The organism is Paenibacillus sp. T2-29 (assembly GCF_052921365.1).
The window spans coordinates 63,812-87,355 of sequence record NZ_JBREVE010000002.1 but is presented as its reverse complement, the minus strand read 5'-3'; the positions used below and the strand labels follow the sequence as shown (position 1 = coordinate 87,355).

Genomic DNA, 23,544 nt, shown 5'->3' with positions numbered 1-23,544 from the left:
GAAGGAGGATGTTCATGCAATATTCCTTTGCTTCACGAACGGCTGCGATGTTGGCTTCTCCAGTGCGTCATATCCGGGAAAATGCGAGAAAACATTCCTTTATATCTTTGGCTGAAGAATTGCCCGCACAAGAGCTGTTTCCGGTGAAACTATTGGAAGAAGCGGCTCATGATGTGTTTGGCTCCGGCCCTGACGCCCTCCAGTATGGTGAACCGGAGGGTTATTTTCCGTTGCGGGCATGGCTTGCGGGAGAGTGGGAACAGCGTAAAGGAGTAAGAGTACCACCAGGTCAAATCCTTCTCACCACAGGTAGCCAGCAGGCCATTGACTTGATCGTAAGGCTGATGGTGGATGAGCGTGATCCGGTATTGGTCGAGAACCCGACATCCCCTGGATGTTTGCAGGTGCTATCTATGCAAGGGGCGCAGGTCGTTCCTGTAGAATCAGATGGGGAGGGCGTTATTCCCGATAAGCTTGAAGCTTTAATGATCCGTTATCGCCCCAAGCTTTTTTTTGCTACGCCAACGTTTACGAATCCGACAGGCTCCTTATGGAGCGCGGCTAGACGGCAGGAAATTTTGGATCTGTGTAGACGTCATGAGGTGTTAGTCGTTGAAGACGATTCTTACGGTGAATTGCATTTTAAGACAAAGCACGAAACTCATGATAAGAGTCCGCATGCGCAGAGCCGAAAGTTTGCAGAGGCTTACCCCTCACTATTCGCGCTGGATCATGCGGGTCAGGGTGGTCAAGTGCTATATATCGGTTCATTTAATAAAACAGTTGCCCCTGCACTGCGAACTGGCTGGGCGGCTGGTCCTGCGCCGCTGATTGAAGGGATGTACGCCTTGAAGCAGCTGGCTGACGTGCAATCCAGTACGATGAACCAACGGCTGCTGTTCCAATTGCTGACCAACTCGCGTTTTCAATGGCACGAGCACTTAGCAATGTTGAACAAGGAATATTCAACTCGGCTCCAATTACTCTTAGAGCTGCTGAAGCGTCCGTTTTGGAAAGATGTGACGTATCATATTCCATCTGGTGGGATGTATGTGTGGGTGAAATTGCCCGCTGGGCTGGACAGCGCCTTGCTGCTCAAAGCGGCGCTACCCAAGGGTGTAGCCTTTATGCCAGGTGCGTTGTGTGCGGTTGGCGATGAAGGTGCGTCCCATATTCGCCTTAACTTTAGCCACCCAGGCCGAGAACAGCTGCTTATGGGCATGAATCTAATCGGTGAGACGATCGGAGAATTTACTGCGCGAAGCTAGTCAAAATAAATATCCGAGGGTCAGTCATCCTCTGCTTCCGCTACAATGGTGGAGTAACCGACGGATGCGTCCGCAATCTGCAATTGCTCGCTACTCTCGTTAAACTCTGCCGCCATTCCACCCGCCACTTCAATGCCCTGCTGCTGCAGCACTTCCGCATACTCGCTCAGGGCGGCTTCACCGAACGGAGTCAGCCGATAGCGACCGCGGGCTACACGTTCAAACCAGCCGTAGTAGTTACGCTGGAGTACGGCAGCAGCATCGCTGACGGCTGCTGTACGGGCAAGCTGCGCCGGGGCGGCTTCTCCCAAGCCCTGCAAAGCAGCGGCTACGCGCAGCGCTTTTTCCCGGTAGGCAGTGACCAGCTTGCGCCGGGTGCTACCGCCGACATTGTGGTCACCGCTGCGTGCGTGGAATTCCCGCAGCAGCTTTTCCTTGCGCGAGCCACGACGAATGGCAGTCGTTTTGTAAACATCATCGCTAGATGCCACGGGCTTACACAGCACCTCAACGAGCGGAGGCTTTGTTTTAAAATACGTGACGGTGAGCAAGCCAAGCCCCAACTGGCGGCACAGTCCGATCAGCTCATTCCAGCGTTGATTCACCGCCCCTTTTTTGGCACGGTTCCGTTCTACGGCTACATATACATTGCTGCTTAGCTTCAAGCGCTGCATACCTTGCAGCACTAACGCCAGGTTAAACGTCTTTTTTATCTCCACAATCAGTGGCGTTTGCTGTCCTGGCTTGATTCCCACCAAATCGCAGTTGCGCACTTCTCCTTTGACTTCATATCCCAAATTTTCAAAAAAGGCTTTGACTGGAGCGTACAGCTCCGTCTCATGCCGAACCGCCATGGATTCTCCCGCTCCTTTATCCCATTATTCCGAGCTTATATTGTACCATAATGCGTCAGGTCCGCGTCGTTGTTGTTTATTTTAGCATAGTGAATCCCTTTGTTTTTGGAAAAAGCCTAGAGACCTGTCACAAAAAATAGGTCAATTCTGAAATCAATCTGCATAGGTATGTATTACACTTTTTTTAAGAGGATCGCATCATATCCTGAAAGGCGTGACGAGTGTAGCCATAATCATCAAGAGTGGAGGATAGTCATTACGCAGTCATGGGAGGAACCGAGCATGAATATTTTTGACCGCCTTGCGGAGTACCGAGCGGAGAACAACCGCTTGGCCTGGAACGGCACTTTTAGAGAGTATATCGAGATACTCAAGAAAGACCCGACACCGGCGATGACCGCTCATGCACGGGTTTACAAAATGATTGAATCTTTTGGTGTAGAAGAGGTTGGGGGACATAAGCGATATAAATTTTTTGAGCAGGAGATTTTTGGGCTGGATCGTGCACTGGAGAAGCTGGTGGAGGAGTACTTCCATTCCTCAGCCAGGCGGCTCGATGTCCGCAAGCGTATCCTTCTTTTGATGGGACCTGTTAGCGGAGGGAAATCGACACTGGTCACCTTGCTAAAGCGTGGGCTGGAGAAGTTTTCAAGAACAGATCAGGGAGCTGTGTATGCCATAGAGGGCTGCCCTATGCATGAAGATCCCCTTCATCTTATTCCTCATGAGTTGCGTCCCGAATTCGAAAAGGAACTGGGTGTACGCATTGAAGGTAATCTGTGCCCATCCTGCCAGATGAGATTGCGTACGGAATTTGATGGCGACATCGAAAAGGTGCGTGTGGAGCGGGTCTTTATATCGGAAGAAAACCGGATCGGCATAGGTACGTTCAGTCCTTCTGATCCAAAGTCACAAGATATTGCCGATTTGACAGGCAGCATCGACTTCTCCACCATTACGGAGTATGGTTCGGAATCTGATCCGCGCGCCTATCGATTTGACGGAGAACTGAATAAAGCGAATCGCGGACTGATGGAATTTCAGGAAATGCTGAAATGCGATGAGAAATTTTTGTGGAATTTATTGTCTCTGACCCAGGAGGGAAATTTCAAGGCCGGACGGTTTGCGCTCATCAGTGCAGATGAATTGATCGTAGCTCACACGAATGAATCGGAGTATAAAAGCTTTATTGCGAATAAAAAGAACGAGGCGTTGCAATCGCGGATGATTGTAATGCCCATTCCCTATAATCTGAAAGTGTCCGAGGAAGAAAAGATTTATGCCAAACTCATTGAGCAAAGTGACATGCGTCATATTCACATCGCTCCTCATGCGCTGCGAACGGCTGCCATTTTCTCTGTGCTCACCCGGTTGAAAGAAACCAAGAAGCAGGGTATGGATTTGGTTAAAAAGATGCGCATGTATGACGGTGAGGAGGTCGAAGGCTATAAGGAGGCCGATCTGAAGGAGATGCAACATGAGTTTCTGGAAGAAGGCATGTCCGGCGTAGACCCAAGGTACGTCATTAATCGTATTTCCAGTGCGCTGATTAAGCAAAATGTGGAGTCCATCAATGCTCTGGATATTTTACGAGCCATTAAGGATGGTTTAGACCAACACGCTTCCATCACCAAGGAAGAGCGGGAGCGTTATCTGAATTTCATTTCCGTGGCTCGTAAGGAATATGATGAATTAGCGAAAAAAGAAGTACAAAAGGCCTTTGTGTACTCTTTCGAAGAATCAGCCAAGACGCTGTTTGATAACTATTTAGATAACATCGAAGCTTTTTGCAATTGGGCGAAAATCCGCGATCCGCTCACAGATGAGGAACTCGACCCGGATGAGCGGCTTATGCGCTCCATCGAGGAGCAAATCGGGGTGTCGGAAAATGCGAAAAAGGCATTCCGTGAGGAAATATTAATCCGTATTTCCGCCTATTCCCGCAAGGGGCGAAAGTTTGAGTATCATCATCATGATCGGCTGCGAGAAGCCATTGAAAAGAAGCTGTTCGCCGATTTGAAGGATATTGTGAAGATCACAACTTCGACCAAAACGCCTGATGCTAATCAGCTCAAACGGATGAATGAGGTGATTAAGCGACTGATTGAGGAGCATGGCTACACTGGAGCCAGCGCCAACGATTTATTGAGGTATGTAGGTAGCCTCCTGAATCGGTAAGGGGAAATAAACAATTGGGTAATGAAGCTATGGATTAAAATGGATGGTGAAGAGAATCCGGCAGGCACAGAGCGTTTGAGGTGCTGGCGGGTTCTTTTTTTGTATTATTAGGGAGTTGTGTTTATAAAATTCACTGAAATTAATATGAAAAAAATCACAATCAATCCTCTGCTTTTTTAACATTTTCTAAAAAGTTGCCGATAAATATGGTAATGTAAAATCTATGTAAACTATTATTTGGAGGAACTTATGATTCATGTCGCTGAGAGTAGATTAAAACAGATACAATATATTGGTATTACTGATGGTGATTTGGCTTTATTGCACCACTATCAGGGGCTATTCCAATCTATTGTAAATGAGGTAGTGGATCGTTTTTATGAGCATGTAGAAAAGGTTCCGCATCTCATGTCGATTATCTCTAAATGGTCGAATATTGAGCGACTAAAGCAAACACAACGTGAATACTGGCTTTCTCTTGCAGATGGGAAAATAGATGATCAGTTTATCGAACACCGCCTTTTTGTGGGGCAGGTACATTCCCGAATCGGATTGTCTTCCGATTATTATTTGGGTACGTACATTGCTTATCTGGATATTGCAGTAGAGATTTTAAAGCGTTCGGGGATAGAGGACTGGTATTCTATTGTGCACGCTCTTTCCAAAATGTTCAATCTGGATTCCCAACTTGTGCTGGAAGCTTATCAGGAAAAGGAAAAGGAGCAAGTTAACGAGCTCGCCGATGAACAAAAGCAGATGCTGACTGTGGTGTCCCGAATTGCACAAAATTTGACGGGGATGATTGCCGAACTTAGGGAAAATACCGATAGTATCGCGGAGAGTGCCTGCAATACTGCTTCTTCGCAGGAACATACAGAGGAACTGGTATTGCAATTGAGTGACGAGATTAAGCATATTGAACAGATGAGTAGTACCATTCGAGAATTGTCCGATCAGACTCATCTGCTGGGACTGAATGCGGCGATTGAGGCAGCCCATGCGCAAGAAGCAGGGCGTGGATTTCAAGTGGTGGCGCAGGAAGTGCGAAAGCTGGCATCTAATTCAAAGCAAGCACAGGAGCAAATTCAGCGCAAGGTGCTGGATATTGCCCGTATGCTTGACAGTGTGCAGTCCGAAACCGCTACCACAACAGCCAGTGCCCGGCAACAGGCCTCCAGCTCGGAAGAATTGGCTTCATTCACAAAGCTGATTGAAAACATGGTGAAGGAATTGGAAATGTTGCAGCACTCCCCGGAAATGCTGGAGGTGTGAGATGTAGTTTGAGCGGTATATCGTGGGAACTGGAAGTTTTGGGCGTTAGCTGGCTGGATACTGGCAAAGCGACGCTCTTCCTGTGTGGCAGTCCAATCAACGCAACAGAGGCAACAGAGGAAGTGCATATTCCTCTGAAAGAATACCGAATCTTTGAAACAAGGAATTAGAGGAAGCTTCTCTATTGTAACGCTTCAGTCAAAGATTTTTTTCCATTCCATATGAGCCGCAAGTACTCTTTTCCATAACTCGTCCCGTTCCTGGTGACTGTAGTTAACGAGCGGCTCACCAAATACATCTGCTAATACTTCCAGCCACTGCGACTTCTTATCCAGCTCTATTTTTTCCAAACCGTTTAGCCCACGTTTTTTCCAAATACATCCTCTGAGTTCATTCGCTTCTAATGCTTGCCTTTGCCGAATTAGAAACAGGTTAAACCATGGAGATTCCACGGAGCGGCTATAGAAATGATGTTTCGGCCTGAATTCTTCCAAATCCTGAACAACCGTAGGGGCAAAATCAACGCCAACAAATGAAGCAAGCGGGTCATGTTCTAAACGCCAACCATTAGTAACAACTTCAGATTCCATAACTTTATAACGAAGTGGGGTTTGTTCATAAGTCCCCATCAGGAGTGGAAGAGGCTCATATGGCATATCGCCTAGTCCGACATCTACAATCCATACTTCATCTTCTTGCTGCTCATTTAGCAAGTTCACTGTTAATCCAAGATGAAATGAATTAATGCGTGGCTCAGCTCCTAAAGGTTGTACCCCAGCATGATGCAGAGAAACTTTGTACCCTAGGGAATGTAGTAGCGCACTAAAGGCACCATTCAGATGAAAACAATAACCACTTCTCCCATGTAGAATGAGTTGAACAGATTCTTGAAAACCAATGGCAGCCGGCTTTCTTGCAAAAATGTCCAACGTTTGCCATGAAAGATGTTTTACATGTGCCTTATGCAACTCCACTAAATATGATAGGGTAGGAGGCTGAACTTCGGGAATTCCGATTCTGTTCAAATAAGCTTTTATTTCTTCTTTTGTCATGGTGTACATGTGCAGTCACCTCTATTGTTAGTTTGCCAAATTCTCTTCTCGAAACAAATGAGCATTGAGTCTTAGCATCATTGTAAAAGGGAGGCGTGCTGTGTACAATGCTATAAATTTTTGGTTGTACCGGTACAATCAGAAAATCGATTCGTTTAGTAACATGCCGATTTTCCTTAGCTAGTTGTCAGAACACAAAAAAACAGACCCTATCACCGGGTCTGTTTTTTTGCTTAGTTCCATGCCAACTGATTATAGCAGTGATCTAAGTTCACGTCGGTATTTGTTCAGATGCACAAACGATGGAATGACTCGCTTCGCAGAACGGAAGCCGCCTATTCTAAGGTTGCGGACCACATGATAGGGAGAGATCAATAGCATATGAAGCAGATGCAAATCCTGAGTGCTCAACGGTCGATATCGTTGATAAAATTCTATCGCGCGCAGCATCTTTGTCGCGTTCCATAGACAATTCCGATGAAGAAGATGGGAGAGATCCTTCATCCTTACATGTAGGGAACAATTTTCGAAGTCGATCAAATGGATTTTGAGCTGCCTGTCTTTGACCAGATTGGGATAGTTATAGTCACCGTGTATTAATGCAGCTGCTTTTTGCTCCTGCTGGATTGCTGCTCGAACTTTGGGTTGCTGTAGACGATATAACACTTCTTCACAAAGAGCTAGGAGATGTGCTGTGCCTTTGTAAGGACTGAGGCGCTTTTTATATTCAGCTATTTCATCGCTCAAGCCTTCATAACGGATTCTGGAAGGGGGCGCTTCCGTGACAGGAAAGCCTACGGCACTGGTGTGGAATTTGGCTAAAGTAGAAATTCCCTTTTTGAAGTCTATTCTTTTTGTGAATTCCGGCCTGGGTCCATGAACCCAATTGGTTAATGTATACGAAACGCCTTCATAGGTCATGTAGGCTGTTTGCTGTACGGTTGGATAGACCTTTTGGCTACGTGTAAACCCGCGTTCATCCAGGTAGGACAAGACACGTGTAATAAAACGAATCTCTTCTTCCGGGAATTTATAGGGTTTTAAGCAGTAAGTTGTATTGGCAGTTTCAATCTTGTGAATGTCCTTCATTTGACGGCTACGCTGAATTTTGATTCCGTACATTTGCTCAACATTCGATAAAATCGACATTTTGCTCCTCACTTTCTTTTATACACGGGCCCACTCCTGCAAAATATGGATGATTTGTAATCGAAGAGGCCACGACTGATCCCAGTTGTCTAGGATTTCGCGGTCTCTTGAACGATTTGGATGTCGGGAAGCATGCCAAGCTTCTCGTGGCAGTTTATATAAAGCTGTTACAATCTTCCGCTCAGTTCGGCTGAGTGGTTTGCGTTTTTGGTATCCCCTCAACAAGGATTGCACAAATTCAGGATTAAATTGAGTTGTATTCATAAGAGCCTTTGCCAAATCAGCATAGACTGAGCCAATCTTAGCCCGATCCCAATCAATGATTTTAAGATGACCGTCATCTGAAATAATGACATTCGGGGTGGTGATATCACTGTGTATCAAGGAGGGGTGCCGACGTTCCGTCCGAAGCAGTCTTATAATGGATGCGTCCTGCAAATCCTTCCATGCACGTCTGGATAAACGTTTACAGTCCTTGCCATGAGTGTTGTACCAGTTGCGGTACTCTTTATTCTGGCGGCTGATTTTTATCATTTTTTTTTGGAAAAGACGATCTTGGTTTTTCCATATCCGCAATTGTTGAATGGTCGGAGGGGACTTTCCTTTCTCCATCCGATGCAAGCCGGTGGATGTAGCGTGAAGTGTGGCAAGAGCCAACCCCAGTTTTTCGAAATCTTCAGCGGTCTCCAGTCCCCGTCCTTTGATCCACTGACTTACATAAAATGGCGTCTCTTGATACAAAGTCCATAGCTTACCGGAATGAGTGGGGAGCCATGTGGGCATGTAGGTATATTTTCTCTTTTTCAAAAGCCTTATATAGCTCGCAGCTCGTTCCATCTGTTGAATCGTATTTGAACGAGCCATCTTTGAACGACTAAAGGGCTTTAATGCATAAGTTCCCTTTTTCGTTTTTACTTGGATCACAGCATTTTTTCGGTACAGCGATGAGACTAAGCTTGATTTTAAGGGAATCAGGCCGAAACGACGGGTGATTTCGCGAATCTGTGCTTTTGTATAGGATTTCGCCATAAGAACCTCACTTGATTTTTAATTGAAGAAAAAGGTAATCCTCTGTTAGTTATCAGTCTATTCATGAGGAAATAATAGGTGCAGTTTTATGGGCTATTCTCGTTCTTTTCCTGTTCACGTTAGTCAAAAAAAAACGGAGCAGCGAAAGTTCGCTGCTCCGTTTTAATTAGCACTGTATTATGCAAGTCTGGTCATGAATGGTGGGTGATTAGTTATCGTTGTTGTCATCATCTTCGTCTGTATCCACGATCGCTCCAGATGATGCATGGATTTCAAGCTCAACAGTTTCTTCGTTGGTGAGTACCTTGACCTCATAGATGAACTGTCCATCTTCCTTATCTAATTTAGAAGACAGAAGGGTACTCCCAGGCACATGCTTAAGTGCAATTTGTCCAGCCTGCTTTTCAGTTAGAGTGACGTGGTTGGGTTTGTAAAGGGAAGACTCGTCATTCGAGTCATGATCAAGCTCGGAATGGGAACGGATGGTTTTCCCAGTATAAGCATCAACCTCTATATCCCAATCTTTATCTCCTTGCTGAAGATCCACTTCATAGTAGACTTTTCCGTTCTTGCGCTCCAGTTCGACATCCTCAACTTGCGCATGATTTCCCACAGCTTTTTTGGCAATATTGGCAGCAGTAGTCGCTCCAATTAGTCCTGTAGGCTTAGCAGCCCATACGGCATTTGCCGAGACACCTGTAGCCGTAACTCCAAGCAGAACCGTGGCTGCTATTATTCCTAATGTATAGTTTTTTTTCATTACATAATTCCTCCTTGAGCTGTATGCTTGAATACAGCTTAACCCTTGAACATGAGAGGAACATAATAGAATCATGAGAAAACAATGAGAAGACATAAGCAAGATCATCAGGGCGTCATGATTCGTCGTGATCCTGTTTTTCTTTTTCCCAAGTGATAGAGTCGATTGAGCCTGATACTGCATTGATCTGCACCACTGCCTCACGCCCATCTTGTACCTCAACCTCAACAAGATAATAGAGGCCTTTGTCATTGCGGTGCAGTTCAATGTCATCGGATGTTCCATTCACTGCTTTTGCAGCAAGCTTGGCTGCTTCATTCTCTGTAATGACAAGAGAAACCGGGTCAGTTTTATGGACTGGATTTGATTGGTCACTGGGCTCTGAGGAACCGGGTATGTGATCTTGGGGTTCCTGCTTTGCATCTGTATACATCTGTGTCCGCTTTATGGATTGGATGACACCATCATAGGCGTTGACTTTTATTTCGTACTTCCCTTTGGCGCGTTCTAGCTTGATCACATAAAAATTATCCAAACGTTGGGATTCGAGCACCTCGCCGGGATACTGATGCAATACAGATTGGACCACGGCTTTTTCTTCCAAGGGCGAAGCTGCTAACGATCGTGCCCAGGGCCACTGTAAAAGGCAAATGGTGATCAATACAGCCACTACCGTACCTCCAATCATCCAGGCATAGATCGTTTTCATCGGTTTTCCCTCCTTTGGCTTATTATTTTGGAACAGCAGGGAGGATGATCGTTGCAGTTGTTCCGCTTCCCTCTATGCTTTCTAGCCCAATTTGTGCTTGAATAGCTTGAGCAATTCCTGTAGCTAATGATAAGCCTAGCCCGGCCCCACCTTCCTCGCGGCTTCTGGCTTCGTCCACACGATAAAAGCGGTCGAAAACTTTAGATAACTTTTCTTCAGGAATTCCAATTCCTTGATCTGTGATTCTTATGCAAGGTTGAGTCGTACCGCCCATAATATCAATCATCAGGTGTATCGGCTCGTCACTGTATTTGCGTGCATTATCCAAAAATATAAATAGAAGTTGTTTTAGTTTATTCTCGTCCGTATAGGCAGTGCAGTCTGTCTGTACATCCAGTTGAATTTGTCGGCCGAAAGCATTTTCAAATGTAGCTTTCAGTTCTGTCCCTACTTTGGTCAAGCGTACAGGTTCTAACACGACATTCCATTGTTCTTCGTTTCTGGCCAACAGAAGAAGCTGTTCTGCCATATCCTTCATTCGGATCGCCTCAGAATGGATTGCTTCAACGGATTCGGCAAAAATATTGGGATTCTGCAATCCCCGTCGTTTAAGCAAACTAGCATAACTTTCAATAATGGTTAGAGGGGTTTTCAATTCATGGGACGCATTCGAAACGAATTGTTCTTGGCGAACGAAATTCCGCTCCAGCAATTCAATCATGTCATTAAACGTTTCTCCCATTTCGACTAGCTCGTCGCGTGATGACGAATTGAGCGGAAGACGTTTGAATTTTCCGCTACGTTGAATCTCTTTCATCGTGCTAATCATGGATGTAATTGGATGTGTAATCAGTCTGCCCAGCAGTCTGCCCGATATGACGACAGGAATAAGAGCAATTCCTGTGACTGCAATAAGTACGATTCTAAGTACCTGGAGCGTCTGCATCGTCGGTTGCAGACTTTCGGTCACCTGAAGATTGACAACCTCTCCATTCGACCAAATCATGGGGACCGAAACGAGAATATAACGGTTGCTTTCATGGGTAATGATGCGAACCTGCCGTGTTTCATTAAAAACGCCCTTCATCAAGCTGAGAGACTGTTCTGATGAAGAGGTGATAGGGGCAAGAAAATCGCCTTCCGGTCTCATCAGCCGAAGCATGCCGTCCAGAGGCACATAGGCTCGTAGCAGATCCTCAGCGGCTACGGATACTGGAGCGCGTTGAATGCCATGAATCATGTTCTCTGCTGCGGCCTCTACCTGGTTTTTTCGACTGTCTATTGAAAGTTGGCTGAATAGAAAATAAACTGAGAAATTAATGGCCACAAGTAAAACCCCGAATAATAACGAGGTGTACGTATGGATTTTGTTCTGCAGCTTCATAACGATTCCTTCAGAACATAACCAATTCCGCGTACAGTATGAATCAGCTCAGGGAGTTGGCGCGAGGGGTCGATTTTATTCCGCACATAGCGAATATACACATCGACCACATTGGTATCACCAATATAATCAATGCCCCATACATTTTCCAGTAATTGTTCACGACTAAGGACCTGCCGCTGATGTCGGAGTAAATGAACGAGCAAGTCAAACTCTCGCGGCGTAAGCTCAATGTTGTGCTCTCCCCGAAGCACTTCACGTGTACCCTCATGAAGACGTAAATCTCCGGCACTAAGCCATTGATCTGCCACTTGTAAAGCCATGTCTTTCGTTGCACCTACCCTGAGCGCGGCCCTTACACGTGCAAGCAGCTCTTCGATCACAAAAGGTTTGGTAACATAGTCATTGGCTCCCAAATCGAGTCCCTCGACCTTATCCGCAATGGAACTTTTAGCCGTCAGTAAAATGACAGGAACGTTCGCATCATGTTTACGAATCCTCCGAAGGAGTTCGATGCCATTGATACCAGGAATCATAATATCCAGCAAAACTAGATCCCAACTACCTTTACAATAGGTTTCCAGCCCATCAATTCCGTTCTTTTCTTTACTTACTTGATAGCCTTCAAATTCAAGTTCGATCTCTAGAAGTCGGGCAATCTTCTCTTCGTCTTCTACGATCAAAATGGATTGGTTCATAATCATGCCCTCCTGTAGGCGAATAACCGATACGGAAGTATTTTAGCATATACGGACAGGTAAGACACTTCAAAACACAGGGCTGGGAGAGAAAGAGATTAGTATGGTGTGTTATATTTATCGACATTAAAAAATGATAATAGCGCTATAAGTTTGTTTTTTTATCCTGTGAGCACAAGAAAAAGATCCATGTTTTGGCCGAAATGAACATTGTTATACTAGAAAAGTTGCATTAACATAAACTAAAACTCATCAATTGGTGAAAACTGCGATTTCTTCAGCTACTTTCGGAACGGCCAATAGCCTGCTCATTCCAATTTAAGCTCCTATCTTATGGAAACACCTGATAAGGGCAGGCGGCAGGCTTGCCCTTTGTCATCAGGAGCGTAAAATAAAATGAAGCGAAAGCAGGGATTCAAGATGTATAAGCTTGGAATGATTACGATTGGACAATCCCTTCGGTCAGATGTAGCCCCTATCGTAGAAAGGGCATTGGAAGAACCGGCCGAGCTGGTGAAGGCACTTGGGGCAGCGGCTGAAGCTCGCCTGGCAACTATGCCTGGCATAACCGATGATATGTGCATGAACGTTTTTTGAGGCAGGGAGGGAAGTACATGGATAAAAGAGTACTGATAGCGGACGATGAGGCGAGTATCCGGAATGCACTGGCCTATGCGTTAAAGCGGGAAGGTTTTTTGGTGGAAACTGCCGTGGATGGGGAGGATGCATTGGAAAAAGTACATTTGTTCCACCCGGATGTGCTTATATTGGATGTGATGATGCCCAAACTGGGCGGATATGAGGTGTGTCGCCGTTTGGAAAGCCGGAAGGGCGTTGGTATTCTACTGCTAACCGCCAAAAATGATATCGTCGATAAGGTGCTTGGACTGGAGCTGGGAGCAGACGATTTTATGAGCAAGCCGTTTGACCTGAGAGAACTGCTCGCACGTATTAAGGCATTAGTACGGAGACTGGAACGAGAAGGAGCACCTGCGCCGGAAGGAACGGAGGTAATACTGGGTCCATTACGAGTGCGTCCATCTAGCCGAACGGCCGAACTCGGAGTAAAAGCATTGGATCTGACCCCCAAGGAGTTTGATGTACTGGCTCTGCTGGTGTCCCATACTGGGAGGGTGTATACACGGGACGATCTGTTGGAACAAGTATGGGGCATTGATTATGTGGGAGGAACGCGGACGGTGGATATTCATATTCAGCGCTTGCGCAAAAAATTGGAACCGCACCAGTCGATGCTGCAGACCGTATATGGAATCGGCTATAAGGCGGAGAAAATGACGTGAACGAGCATCATTCACTCCATTCACAAGAAAGCCTGCAGTCTACTGACCCACCGAAGGATAAACATAAGCGTACAGGCTTGAGCCTGCGCTGGAAATTTCCGCTGGTCCTGGCGGCTTTACTGCTGTTTACTGTCGGTGTGCTGAGCTGGCTCGTGCTTACTGGTATTCGTGCCAATCAGACAGATCAAATGGAACGCGGCTTAAAGCGTCAGGCGGAAATCGTGGAAATGCGCGTCAAACAGTCTTACCTGTTGGGAGCAGGCCAATCACCCGAAGAATTCATGAAAAAGCAAGCGCCGCAGCTTGCCGTGGAGCTCGGCGTATCTAGTAATATGCGCGTTATTTTATATGATGGCCGGGGACATGAGGTCGGAAATTCTCTGCCACTGGCTTATAGAACAGATGTCGGCCAGGCGCTTTCTTATGCGCTCCAAGGGAAAATTGCGTATATTACAGAAGGTAGCTCAGTGACCTATCTAGCTCCGCTTCAAGGTCCAGACGGCTTGCTGGGAGTGGTACAGCTTCATAGCTCAATAGAAGCACAGCAGCAGTTTTACCAGGACATTGCCCGCTTGTTTTTATGGACAGGAGGTGCGGTGCTGGTCTTAAGTTTTATTCTTGGCTTAGGCTATGTCAGCCGCCAGACGAGGGACATCGGACGACTGACTCACGCTTCTGAGCAGATCTCGGCAGGGCACTATCCAGAAGCCAGATTGCTGCGACGGCAGGACGAGCTGGGAAGGCTGGATGAAGGGATGCTCCAGATGAGTTATGTGATCCGGGCAAGTATTATCGCGCTCGAAAATGAAAAGCTTCGGCTGGAAGAAGCGGTTCGGCGTTTGAGAGAGCTAGAGCAGCAGCAAAAGACCTTTATTGGCAATATCAGCCATGAACTGAAGACTCCGTTGACCTCTATTCAGGCTTACGCTGATTTGCTGGATATGTATGGGGATGATCCCGAATTGGTGCGTGAAGCCAGAGAAAGTATCGGTAAGGAAACCAAACGGTTGTATGAGCTTGTCGAGGATTCACTGAGACTATCTGTGCTGGACAAATATGATTTTGAATTACATACGGAGGAAGTGGAGCTGCATTTGCTGCTCGAAGATGCAGGTAGCCGAATCCGGGGGAAAGCTGCGGCGCGTGGACTGAATTTTTCGATGGATACCATTCCAGCCAAGGTGTGTGGAGACCCTAAGCATCTGATGCATATTGTGCTGAATTTGCTGGATAATGCAGTAAAATACAATCAGGACGAAGGCTGGATTACGTTATCTAATCGAGTGGAAAAGGACACCGTGATAGTGTATATACGCAATTCCGGTCCATGGATTCCTCGGGAAAAATGGGACATGATTTTTGAGCCGTTTGCTACCTTAAGTCGTGATCGTTCTCGTCAAGACAGTGGCACGGGACTTGGCCTGCCTCTGGCACGCAGACTGGCGGAGCGCATGGGTGGAGAGTTGCAGCTCACAGCTTCAGACGAAACCGGGTTGGAAAATGGCACTGGTCATTCAGGTGCAAGTGGCAATGAATTTTCGCTCAGGCTACCCCTGTTGGTTCACGATGGCTTCCAGTAGTTGGACCGCTCGATAGCTATAGAACTGGAAATGTTGTCTTATTTACAATTTGGAAACAATTCGATGTATTCACGAGATGTTCAGGCATTAAGCTGGGGGTAACGTTAACAAGGGGGCCGTTGTACATGATGAAGAAAAACCTAGACAGCCATGGGCAAAAGAACGGCTTTCCTCGTCTCAAACATCCTTATGCACGCTTTTTCAGACACAAAGTCACAGGATTGCTCATGACTGGCTTGATCGCTGGAGGATTGCTAGGCGGCTGCGGCATAAAAAGCGCAGGAGAGACAATTCCAACATCCGGGAGGGCAGCACCAGCAGCAAGTATGATATTCAGGGCTATATCTTAGAGCTAAGCAGCGGCAAGGTTACATCGGTTGGCCAGCTGGACATGACTAACGAAGTGAGCTGGGGCGATAAGGATCATCTCATTACAGGTACACCAGACGGTAAGATACATCTGATTGGACTGGACGGCAAAGCTGAAGAATTGAGTTTTCAAGATCCAAATCACTCAGAATTAATTGCTCATGTCGAAAAAGTGGGTAACGCCATATTTTATACAGGCAATGATAAACAAGGGTATCCGGTGCTGAATCGGTTCACTCTCAATCATCCTCAACCTGTGACCATTGCAGAGGGGGCCATGTCTTTTGCCGTGTCGCTTGATGGTAAATCTATTGCCATTGAAAAGCGGAAATGGAATACATCCGAACCTGCTCGTATGATCATTTTGGATGAACAAGGCAAAGAGAAAGGGATCGTGGGTCAAGGGACTTTAATGAGTCGTGGAAGCTGGTCCAACGACGGGTCCAAGCTTGCTTTTTCCATTTATGATGAGGATCAGCAAGGCATGAGAGGGTTGTATGTGTTTGACCAATCCACGGGTAAAACCACTCCCGTTACGACCGATATCCAGTCCTATGACAGTCCAACAGTGTGGAGCCCTTCCGCCCGGTTTTTATCCATGTACCAGAACATTTCGGAAGGTGGAAAACAACTGAATCAGAGCTACATCGTCGAATTTAAGAAAAAGCAGTAAAAAAAGGCGCATTTCCTTCTTAGGAATGCACCTTTTTTAATTAGGCTGGTTATTCGATTGTGTATCACTATACAAATTTGCGATGATGTTTCTTACCGTCATATGAAAATAAGGCGAGCTTACCTTCAATCATTGTTTCCAAATGAACGGTGCGCCCCCATAGCTGATATACATACGGAAGCGTACGCTCCATATATTTTAAATCCAGTTCAATGCCTTCATACTGGTGCTTGAGCTTTAACTCGCCTGTATGCAGATAATCTCCGTCTTCAACAACGATATAAGGGGAGCCTCCATTTACACGTGAGAACACAAGCTGATCCCGTATGTTTTCCCAGGATTTATCGGTAATTTTCCAATCCGGTCCCCGTTTTTCAAACACGTACAGATCCAAATCCTCCGTTAGTTGCTTGGTCATGTAATTGCGTATAAAGGAGGTATCCGAATCAAACTCTCGCACCTCGAACATTTTAGCTCGACCTTCGCCCGGTTTGCGTCCTTGGCGCTCTTGCTCCTCGCGGGTCGGGTTATCCCATCGCTTTTCAATATCTTCAAATATTTTCAATCCCAAATAATATGGATTCAAGCTTTGCTTGGAAGGCTGCACAACGGAGGCGTTCAGCATGGCAAATTCAACGGTTTCATCCCCAGTCAAATCCAGTTCTCTGACAATCCGTTGATGCCAATAGGAGGCCCAGCCTTCATTCATGATTTTGGTCTCCATTTGGGGCCAGAAATACAGCATTTCGTCCCGCAGCATCGTCATGATGTCCCGCTGCCAGTCCTCCAATACCTCGGAAAATTCCTGAATAAACCAGACAATATCTTTTTCAGGTTCCGGTGGGAACTGGCGTACCTTAATACCCTCGGCCTCGGCTGAATCATGCTGCTTTACTGTGTCCAGTGACCACAGATCATCGTAAGGTCCGATGGGACGCTGGTGTTTTTTAGGTTCTTTTTGCTCCTTGATTTTGAGTTCCATGTAGCGTTGTTTATCCAGATGCCTTGGTTTGATGAGCTGTGGGTCTACATGTTCCTGAATCGCCAGTACAGAGTCAATGAAGGATTCCACGGCCTTTGAGCCGTACTCCATTTCATAGCTGCTGATCCGTTCTGCGGTGGCAGACATGCTCTCTACCATATTGCGGTTGGAGGCCGAGAAGCGGGCGTTGTGTTTAAAAAAATCGCAGTGTGCCAGTACATGGGCGACAATCAGTTTATTTTGCACCAAAGAATTTCCATCTAGCAGGAAAGCGTAGCAGGGATTGGAGTTAATGACCAGCTCATAGATTTTACTCAATCCAAAATCGTACTGCATTTTCATCTTGTGAAATGTTTTTCCGAAACTCCAGTGGCTGAAGCGCGTGGGCATACCATACGCCCCGAATGTGTATACAATATCCGCCGGACAAATCTCATACCGCATCGGGTAGTAGTCGAGCCCGAATCCATCTGCAATCTCCATAATTTCTGATATCGTGTACTCAAGCTCTTTCTGATCGGTGCTCATCCTACCGTCCCCCCTTCCCGTTTGCGAAAAAAGGTACGTAAGGCTTGGTATACCTCACCTTTTTCCTTGATGACATAGTACATAAACTGATCCGTTTTAATATTCTTGTAGGCTGACATCAGCGTACTGCTGCGATTATATTGGTTCACTTCTCCATAGCCGAACATATTGCTGCGCTTCATAAGCTCCTCGATTAGTTTCACACACCGTTCATTGTCTGAGCTTAGGTTATCGCCATCGGAGAAATGGAAGGGATAAATATTATAAGTCGAAGGAGGATAGCGCTTGTCGATAATCTCCAATGCTTTCAAATAGGCAGAAGAGCAGATTGTGCCGCCACTTTCACCGCGAGTAAAAAATTCTTCCTCCGTAACCTCCTTGGCTTCGGTATGATGCGCAAGAAAAACAATTTCCACCTTTTCATATTGGCGACGCAAAAAGCGGGTCATCCAGAAAAAGAAGCTGCGGGCGCAATATTTTTCAAAAGATCCCATACTGCCTGAGGTGTCCATCATAGCGATAATTACCGCATTGGATTGGGGAATGGTCTTCTCTTCCCATGTTTTGTAGCGAAGATCGTCCGGACTAATATGATGAATGCCCGGATTCCCCTCACGCGCGTTGCGGCGCAGATTTTCGAGAATCGTTCGTTTCTTGTCAATGTTCGCTTGCATGCCTTTTTTGCGTATATCATTGAATACGATAGATTCAACCTCAATTTGATCCTTATCTTTTTGCTGCAAATGCGGCAATTCCATTTCCTCAAACAGCATATCTTCGAGTTCTTCTATGCTGACTTCTGTTTCCATAATATCGTGTCCCGGTTGGTCGCCTGCTTTCTCACCTTTACCTGGCTTTTGGGAAGCAGGATCACGTCCGATGACATCTCCCACCTGACTGTCGCCATCCCCTTGGCCTACATGCTTTTGCTTTTGGTAGTTATAAATGAAGCGATATTCATCCAGACTGCGAATGGGCACTTTGATAATCTGTTGACCGTCCGACATTATAATATTTTCTTCCGTAATCAGATCGGGTAGATTTTGTTTAATGACATCTTTGACCTTCTGCTGATGGCGTTGCTGGTCCTGGTACCCTTTGCGATGCAGCGACCAATCTTCGCGGGATACGACGAATGAATATGGCTGGCGTGGTTCCGTCATTGTTAGGCACCCCCCAAGTGGATACACGGCACAGTTTGGCCTTGTTGGTTATTAAGTATATTCACGGGGATGTACGATATGTGATGGAACTCGATTTAAATTCTGCCCGTTTGCTTTTATAATGAAAGTAAAAAATGTAAAAAAAGAATGGAGAACCTTGGTTATGGAAGAAATTGCAGTGCTTATCGTAGACGATGAACAGGGACTGCGAGATATGCTGACAAAAGTATTAAAAAAGGAAGGATTTCTTCATGTTAAGCATGCAGCCACGGGCCAAGAAGCGCTGCAAATCGTGATGGAATCTCGTATTGATGTGATTGTGCTTGATGTTATGCTCCCTGATAACGATGGATTTGAGGTATGTCGTCAGATGCGTCTATACACGGAAGTTCCTATTCTTTTTTTGACGGCAAGAGATACAGATCTGGACAAATTAATGGGATTTGGTATTGGGGGGGACGATTATATCACCAAACCGTTTAACCCGTTGGAAGTCGTTGCACGTATGAAAGCTCGAATGAAGTATCGAAATGTGACAACAGCGGATATGAAGCCTGCTTTACAAACCTTAGATTTTGGATATTTTTGTCTGGAGCTGGAATCAGGTGCATTGTATGTGCAAGACCAAGAGGTCGATTGTCCTGCACGTGAATGGCTACTGCTGGTATTTTTGTGTAAGCATCCTAACCGTATATTCAGTGTGCGTCAGCTATACGAAGCAATATGGAGCGAGACCTTCCTTGGTGATGAAAAGACAGTAGTCATTCATATCTCTCGTTTGCGAAAAAAAATAGAACCTGATCCCAAGCACCCGCAATTTTTAGTTAATGTAAGAGGGCTAGGTTATAAAATGATATCAGTCAAGAGGGGGGAGCAAGAATGAACTCTCTGGTCAAGATATCCTTTCGTTTTATAAAAGTAACATTATGTTTTGCACTAGCCTATGTTCTTTGTTTTCTTATCTGCACTGTTATATATATTTTTATAAAAAGTACATTTGGTACATCTCATAATATGAATATTGATCTCTTCTGGATAGGACTTGGAATCGTGCAGAGCATTGTGTTCATAGCTGTCTATGGATGGTATATAGGCAAACCCTTGGTGTATGTAATTAAATGGATTGGAAATATAGCAACAGGGGAATTCCAAGCGCCGCTAAGTGAGCTAGAACTGCCAGAGCGCAAAAAAAATCAGAGCAATAATTATAAGCCTCCGTATCAATTGTATAAAGAAGTTTTTGAACAAATGAACATCTTATCTGCTCAATTGCGCAGCAATGAGGAAGAGAGAATGGAAATAGAAAAGCGAAAACAGCAGTGGGTAGCAGGTGTAAGCCATGATCTCAAAACACCTTTATCTTATATTGAAGGATATGCAGCCATGCTGACTGCTCAAGAGTATGATTGGTCCGAGGAAGAAAAAAGAAGCTTTAGTATGGCTATCAGTGAGAAAGTGACGGAAATGAAGCAGTTGATTCAGGATTTGAATGCTTCTATGCAGCTCAAGGAGGGTGCCTTGCCGATCCAGTTAAAGAAGGAGGACATTGTGGAGTTTCTCCGCAATACGGTCATAGATATCGCTAACCATCCTTCGGCCGAGCAGTACGAATTTTCTTTTATGTCATTGGAGGCAGTATGTGTCGTGCCCTTCGATAGTAAATTATTAGGTAGAGCGTTGAAAAATTTTTTGATGAATGCAATCATTCATAATCCTCCAGGTACACATGTTTCAATGGAAGTAAACAAAGAGAGCGATAAGCTTCATATTTCTATCGAAGATGATGGAATAGGAATGAATCCAACTGAATTTATACAGATGACACCTTCCAAAGAGCATGGGATACCTATTGCCAAAAGCTTTATTGAAGCCCATAACGGAACGCTTCATATTCTTCCGGGAAGTCAAGAGGGTACCAGAATAGAAATTACGTTGCCACTGAATATGTAACTCTTTAACATCTCTCCCTCACATTTTGGAGTTCGCTCGTTTTTTTGCCTGTTGTTTAGGAACTGTTTACTTGATGTTAACTTTCTTTCAGTAAACTGTATGTAACTAACTTCAGCATTAAAAGTCGAGAGGAGAGCAGGAAATGTCTGAATATGTAATACGTACACGTCAGCTAACCAGGCGTTTTGGAAAAAGGGAATTTGTCAAACAAATAAATCTCCAGGTACCTGGGAAGCAAATTTACGGATTTTTGGGACCAAACGGGGCGGGGAAAACAACCACGATTCGTATGCTACTCGGGCTGATTAAATCCACATCCGGGGATATTGAGATTTTTGGGAAAAAGCTCAAGGATCATCGCATGGAAATATTAAAAGATGTGGGTTCTTTGGTTGAATCACCTGCCTATTATGCCCATTTGTCCGCATATCGAAATTTAGAAATCGTTACAACGATGCGTGGGTTGCCGACTCGAAAAATTCATAAAGTGCTGGATTTGGTGAGATTAAGCAAGGATGCGTATCGTCCGGTAAAAGGATACTCCTTGGGGATGAGACAAAGGCTAGGAATTGCCATGGCGTTGATTGCTAATCCCAAATTGTTGATTCTTGATGAACCGACGAATGGTTTGGACCCGTCCGGTATTCAGGAAATTCGGGAGTTAATTATGAGCCTGCCTGATGCTTACGGAATGACGGTATTAGTTTCGAGCCATCTATTAAGTGAAATCGAACAGATCGCAACCTATGTAGGGATTATTAATCAAGGGGAAATGATTTTCCAGGGAACGATGAAAGAACTTACAGACAAAAGCAAGCCTCAATTATTCATTGAAACCCAAAATCCTGTTCAGGCTGCTGGAGCCCTGATGCAGCATGGATGGATTGCCGGAGCTGAATCCATGGAGCAAAAAGAGGTCATAACTCCTATAGTAGACCGTGAGCAGTCATCGGAGATGATCAAAGTGTTGGTGGAGCACAATCACCCCGTCTACCGGGTAAGGGAGAAGAAAAAAACATTGGAGGAAATATTCCTGGAGCTGACTGGTAAGGAGCGAAGCTTATGATACTCCAAGTTATCAAGGCGGAAGGATATAAGCTGAAAAAAATATGCTGGTGGCTTCCTCTAATACAGGGCTGTGTTCTTACAGGAATGACTGCCATGGAATGGTATCTCTACTTTCGCCAGGGGCCAGGCGGGGTCTATGCTGGTTTTGCCGTTATGTTTATGTTCATCTCATTTGTGATGTTGCTTGGTTGTACACTTTTGGCAAGCATAATGGCAGGTACAGAGCACGATACTCAAACATGGAAGCAGTTGATGGCCATGCCTGTTCCTAGAAGCTATATTTATGTATCCAAAATAGTGTGGATCGTGATTTTGCAGCTTGGCACCGCCTTGATCACGATAGCAGGGATGAGTCTCATCTGGGTGTTGTATACAAACGAGCCCATTCCTTGGCGAGTTATGCTGCTGCAGCCGATTAATGCCAGCTTGGCTACCCTGCCTGTACTTGCAATTCAACTTTGGTGGTCTACCCTTTTTACTAATCAGGCATTTCCGTTAGCGTTTGGCATATTTGGTTCTATTGCCAGTTTGTTTTTGGCACGAACAAGTATTTTTTGGATTAAATTATTACCTTGGTCGTATCCGGCACTATCAAGTCCTCTGATTAAGGAATACGTAATGTGGGTGGTCATTGCTTTAGGTGCAGGGATCATCTTCACAGGACTCGGTACTCTACAGTTTACAAAGCATGAATTCAAATAGAGAGGGGAATCTGCATGGGATCCATTTTACGCGTGGAAGCGATGAAGCTTCAATGGGTCATGGTATGGATTCTCATTATATTGGATGCGGTTATCAATTCTTTAATGGGAGTCCTGGAACTGAACGATTTGAAGCAGTTTTATGAGCCTAGCTGGTTAATGTTATACACCTATGCGGCGCATTTTCACTCGATGTTTTTTTATCCGTTTTATTGTGGAATTATTGCTTCTCTTTTGTGTGCATACGAACATCGAGATGGGGGATGGAAGATTTTATTGAGCAGCCCGTATCCCCGTCAGCGAATCTATTATGCAAAATATATATTGCTCATTCTCATACTGTTTCTTGATCAGCTTACATTCATAGTAGGATATTTTGCAGGTGGGTATATAGCAGGTGCTCCAGGAGAAATCCCTTGGACTCTCGTCCTTTCTACCGGATGGGGAGGGTGGTTCGGAATTCTTCCATTGGCAGCCCTCCAGCTTATGCTTTCGGTAAAAATCCGCAATTTCGGAGCTTCACTAGGAATGGCTATTTGCTGTGTAGTGCCTAATATTGTTATGACAGGCTTTCACTCTTCTATAGGAGCATGGTTTCCCTTTACGATTCCTTATTATATTATGTTGCCGCAAACAGCGAGCTATGCTCCCAGAGTGGAGCCTTATGGTCTTGGTTTGATTGTACTTTTTACGTTTTTAGCCTATCTATATGGTGGAAGAAAAATGTTTGTGAATAGGGACTGGTTGTAGCTAGGATATCATGAGGCTGTAATTCATAAGTATCCGTTTTAAGTGATCCTTTCAGTCGACAAGTTAATTGAAATAAACAATGATTACAAAAATAACGACAAAATCTTGCGGAAAAATTGCGTTGTT

General features: G+C 45.2%; 21 protein-coding genes and 2 pseudogenes. 13 read left to right on the top strand and 10 right to left on the bottom strand.

The features are described from left to right. Window positions 1-14 precede the first annotated feature (14 nt). Entirely contained in the window at window positions 15-1,268 is a 1,254-nt protein-coding gene (locus ACU1JV_RS06075) for an aminotransferase-like domain-containing protein (protein ID WP_013370142.1), read from the top strand. A gap of 20 nt (window positions 1,269-1,288) precedes the next feature. Here ACU1JV_RS06075 and ACU1JV_RS06070 read toward each other — a convergent pair whose 3' ends face one another. Then, on the bottom strand, window positions 1,289-2,122 hold the full coding sequence (locus ACU1JV_RS06070) for a DUF2161 domain-containing phosphodiesterase (protein WP_165081468.1): 834 nt from the start codon (window positions 2,120-2,122) through the stop codon (window positions 1,289-1,291). A gap of 282 nt (window positions 2,123-2,404) precedes the next feature. Between ACU1JV_RS06070 and ACU1JV_RS06065 the strand changes: the two genes are divergently transcribed. The 3 genes from ACU1JV_RS06065 (at window position 2,405) to ACU1JV_RS06055 (ending at window position 5,742) form a co-directional block, all read left to right on the top strand. Then, window positions 2,405-4,300: a PrkA family serine protein kinase gene (locus ACU1JV_RS06065; RefSeq protein ID WP_013370145.1), complete on the top strand. Its 1,896-nt coding sequence runs from the start codon at window positions 2,405-2,407 to the stop codon at window positions 4,298-4,300. A 249-nt stretch (window positions 4,301-4,549) separates the two neighbouring features. Beyond that, window positions 4,550-5,572: a protoglobin domain-containing protein gene (locus ACU1JV_RS06060; protein WP_413985820.1), complete on the top strand. Its 1,023-nt coding sequence runs from the start codon at window positions 4,550-4,552 to the stop codon at window positions 5,570-5,572. 8 nt (window positions 5,573-5,580) lie between these two features. Continuing rightward, a complete protein-coding gene (locus tag ACU1JV_RS06055; RefSeq protein ID WP_413985821.1) occupies window positions 5,581-5,742 on the top strand; it encodes a hypothetical protein in 162 nt (53 codons plus the stop codon). 24 nt (window positions 5,743-5,766) lie between these two features. On the opposite strand, the gene ACU1JV_RS06050 is transcribed toward ACU1JV_RS06055, so the two are convergent. The 7 genes from ACU1JV_RS06050 to ACU1JV_RS06020 all read right to left on the bottom strand — a co-directional run bounded on the left by ACU1JV_RS06050 (window position 5,767) and on the right by ACU1JV_RS06020 (window position 12,353). Then, window positions 5,767-6,633, bottom strand: a complete 867-nt coding sequence (locus ACU1JV_RS06050; RefSeq protein WP_025676396.1) for an arylamine N-acetyltransferase family protein — start codon at window positions 6,631-6,633, stop codon at window positions 5,767-5,769. A gap of 243 nt (window positions 6,634-6,876) precedes the next feature. Continuing rightward, entirely contained in the window at window positions 6,877-7,773 is an 897-nt protein-coding gene (locus tag ACU1JV_RS06045; protein WP_064963896.1) for a phosphotransferase, read from the bottom strand. Window positions 7,774-7,791: 18 nt separating this feature from the next. Then, entirely contained in the window at window positions 7,792-8,802 is a 1,011-nt protein-coding gene (locus ACU1JV_RS06040; protein ID WP_013370149.1) for an aminoglycoside phosphotransferase family protein, read from the bottom strand. A 208-nt stretch (window positions 8,803-9,010) separates the two neighbouring features. Continuing rightward, window positions 9,011-9,562 (bottom strand): PepSY domain-containing protein, encoded by a 552-nt coding sequence (locus ACU1JV_RS06035; RefSeq protein ID WP_413985822.1) that lies wholly within the window; start codon window positions 9,560-9,562, stop codon window positions 9,011-9,013. A 115-nt stretch (window positions 9,563-9,677) separates the two neighbouring features. Next, window positions 9,678-10,271, bottom strand: a complete 594-nt coding sequence (locus ACU1JV_RS06030) for a PepSY domain-containing protein (protein ID WP_413985823.1) — start codon at window positions 10,269-10,271, stop codon at window positions 9,678-9,680. Window positions 10,272-10,293: 22 nt separating this feature from the next. Further along, window positions 10,294-11,655 (bottom strand): sensor histidine kinase, encoded by a 1,362-nt coding sequence (locus ACU1JV_RS06025; RefSeq protein ID WP_413985824.1) that lies wholly within the window; start codon window positions 11,653-11,655, stop codon window positions 10,294-10,296. Continuing rightward, window positions 11,652-12,353, bottom strand: a complete 702-nt coding sequence (locus ACU1JV_RS06020; RefSeq protein WP_413985825.1) for a response regulator transcription factor — start codon at window positions 12,351-12,353, stop codon at window positions 11,652-11,654. The genes ACU1JV_RS06025 and ACU1JV_RS06020 overlap by 4 nt, the downstream gene beginning before the upstream one ends. A 396-nt stretch (window positions 12,354-12,749) precedes the next feature. Between ACU1JV_RS06020 and ACU1JV_RS06015 the strand changes: the two are divergent. From ACU1JV_RS06015 to ACU1JV_RS06000, 4 genes and pseudogenes are all read left to right on the top strand, one after another. Beyond that, window positions 12,750-12,875: pseudogene (locus ACU1JV_RS06015) on the top strand (AroM family protein); the annotation flags it as partial. 92 nt (window positions 12,876-12,967) lie between these two features. Further along, window positions 12,968-13,654: a response regulator transcription factor gene (locus ACU1JV_RS06010; protein WP_264216341.1), complete on the top strand. Its 687-nt coding sequence runs from the start codon at window positions 12,968-12,970 to the stop codon at window positions 13,652-13,654. Next, window positions 13,651-15,234, top strand: a complete 1,584-nt coding sequence (locus tag ACU1JV_RS06005; protein WP_413985826.1) for a sensor histidine kinase — start codon at window positions 13,651-13,653, stop codon at window positions 15,232-15,234. Before ACU1JV_RS06010 ends, ACU1JV_RS06005 begins: the two co-directional genes overlap by 4 nt. Before the next feature lie 125 nt (window positions 15,235-15,359). Next, window positions 15,360-16,276, top strand: a pseudogene (locus ACU1JV_RS06000) (WD40 repeat domain-containing protein). Window positions 16,277-16,343: 67 nt separating this feature from the next. On the opposite strand, the gene ACU1JV_RS05995 reads toward ACU1JV_RS06000, so the two are convergent. Continuing rightward, on the bottom strand, window positions 16,344-17,786 hold the full coding sequence (locus tag ACU1JV_RS05995; RefSeq protein ID WP_413985827.1) for a SpoVR family protein: 1,443 nt from the start codon (window positions 17,784-17,786) through the stop codon (window positions 16,344-16,346). Then, a complete protein-coding gene (yhbH, locus tag ACU1JV_RS05990; RefSeq protein ID WP_013370159.1) occupies window positions 17,783-18,949 on the bottom strand; it encodes a sporulation protein YhbH in 1,167 nt (388 codons plus the stop codon). The genes ACU1JV_RS05995 and yhbH overlap by 4 nt, the downstream gene beginning before the upstream one ends. A gap of 163 nt (window positions 18,950-19,112) precedes the next feature. Between yhbH and ACU1JV_RS05985 the strand changes: the two genes are divergently transcribed. The 5 genes from ACU1JV_RS05985 to ACU1JV_RS05965 all read left to right on the top strand — a co-directional run bounded on the left by ACU1JV_RS05985 (window position 19,113) and on the right by ACU1JV_RS05965 (window position 23,418). After that, window positions 19,113-19,832 (top strand): response regulator transcription factor, encoded by a 720-nt coding sequence (locus ACU1JV_RS05985; protein ID WP_014599581.1) that lies wholly within the window; start codon window positions 19,113-19,115, stop codon window positions 19,830-19,832. A gap of 167 nt (window positions 19,833-19,999) precedes the next feature. Then, the gene (locus ACU1JV_RS05980) at window positions 20,000-20,899 is read left to right on the top strand and encodes a sensor histidine kinase (protein WP_228392891.1); all 900 of its coding nucleotides are present in this window, start codon (window positions 20,000-20,002) and stop codon (window positions 20,897-20,899) included. A gap of 142 nt (window positions 20,900-21,041) precedes the next feature. After that, window positions 21,042-21,965, top strand: coding sequence for an ABC transporter ATP-binding protein (locus ACU1JV_RS05975; RefSeq protein ID WP_413985828.1), 924 nt, complete (start codon window positions 21,042-21,044; stop codon window positions 21,963-21,965). Continuing rightward, the gene (locus ACU1JV_RS05970; RefSeq protein ID WP_413985829.1) at window positions 21,962-22,669 is read left to right on the top strand and encodes an ABC transporter permease; all 708 of its coding nucleotides are present in this window, start codon (window positions 21,962-21,964) and stop codon (window positions 22,667-22,669) included. The genes ACU1JV_RS05975 and ACU1JV_RS05970 overlap by 4 nt, the downstream gene beginning before the upstream one ends. 14 nt (window positions 22,670-22,683) lie before the next feature. After that, on the top strand, window positions 22,684-23,418 hold the full coding sequence (locus ACU1JV_RS05965) for an ABC transporter permease (protein WP_413985830.1): 735 nt from the start codon (window positions 22,684-22,686) through the stop codon (window positions 23,416-23,418). Window positions 23,419-23,544 lie beyond the last annotated feature (126 nt).

Bases quoted from the DNA above. Each gene is read 5' to 3' on its own strand.
- ACU1JV_RS06075 (WP_013370142.1), top strand. From the start codon at position 15: ATGCAATATTCCTTTGCTTCACGAACGGCTGCGATGTTGGCTTCTCCA.
- ACU1JV_RS06070 (WP_165081468.1), bottom strand. From the start codon at position 2,122: ATGGCGGTTCGGCATGAGACGGAGCTGTACGCTCCAGTCAAAGCCTTT.
- ACU1JV_RS06065 (WP_013370145.1), top strand. From the start codon at position 2,405: ATGAATATTTTTGACCGCCTTGCGGAGTACCGAGCGGAGAACAACCGC.
- ACU1JV_RS06060 (WP_413985820.1), top strand. From the start codon at position 4,550: ATGATTCATGTCGCTGAGAGTAGATTAAAACAGATACAATATATTGGT.
- ACU1JV_RS06050 (WP_025676396.1), bottom strand. From the start codon at position 6,633: ATGTACACCATGACAAAAGAAGAAATAAAAGCTTATTTGAACAGAATC.
- ACU1JV_RS06045 (WP_064963896.1), bottom strand. From the start codon at position 7,773: ATGTCGATTTTATCGAATGTTGAGCAAATGTACGGAATCAAAATTCAG.
- ACU1JV_RS06040 (WP_013370149.1), bottom strand. From the start codon at position 8,802: ATGGCGAAATCCTATACAAAAGCACAGATTCGCGAAATCACCCGTCGT.
- ACU1JV_RS06035 (WP_413985822.1), bottom strand. From the start codon at position 9,562: ATGAAAAAAAACTATACATTAGGAATAATAGCAGCCACGGTTCTGCTT.
- ACU1JV_RS06030 (WP_413985823.1), bottom strand. From the start codon at position 10,271: ATGAAAACGATCTATGCCTGGATGATTGGAGGTACGGTAGTGGCTGTA.
- ACU1JV_RS06025 (WP_413985824.1), bottom strand. From the start codon at position 11,655: ATGAAGCTGCAGAACAAAATCCATACGTACACCTCGTTATTATTCGGG.
- ACU1JV_RS06020 (WP_413985825.1), bottom strand. From the start codon at position 12,353: ATGAACCAATCCATTTTGATCGTAGAAGACGAAGAGAAGATTGCCCGA.
- ACU1JV_RS06010 (WP_264216341.1), top strand. From the start codon at position 12,968: ATGGATAAAAGAGTACTGATAGCGGACGATGAGGCGAGTATCCGGAAT.
- ACU1JV_RS05995 (WP_413985827.1), bottom strand. From the start codon at position 17,786: ATGAGCACCGATCAGAAAGAGCTTGAGTACACGATATCAGAAATTATG.
- yhbH (WP_013370159.1), bottom strand. From the start codon at position 18,949: ATGACGGAACCACGCCAGCCATATTCATTCGTCGTATCCCGCGAAGAT.
- ACU1JV_RS05985 (WP_014599581.1), top strand. From the start codon at position 19,113: ATGGAAGAAATTGCAGTGCTTATCGTAGACGATGAACAGGGACTGCGA.
- ACU1JV_RS05975 (WP_413985828.1), top strand. From the start codon at position 21,042: ATGTCTGAATATGTAATACGTACACGTCAGCTAACCAGGCGTTTTGGA.
- ACU1JV_RS05970 (WP_413985829.1), top strand. From the start codon at position 21,962: ATGATACTCCAAGTTATCAAGGCGGAAGGATATAAGCTGAAAAAAATA.
- ACU1JV_RS05965 (WP_413985830.1), top strand. From the start codon at position 22,684: ATGGGATCCATTTTACGCGTGGAAGCGATGAAGCTTCAATGGGTCATG.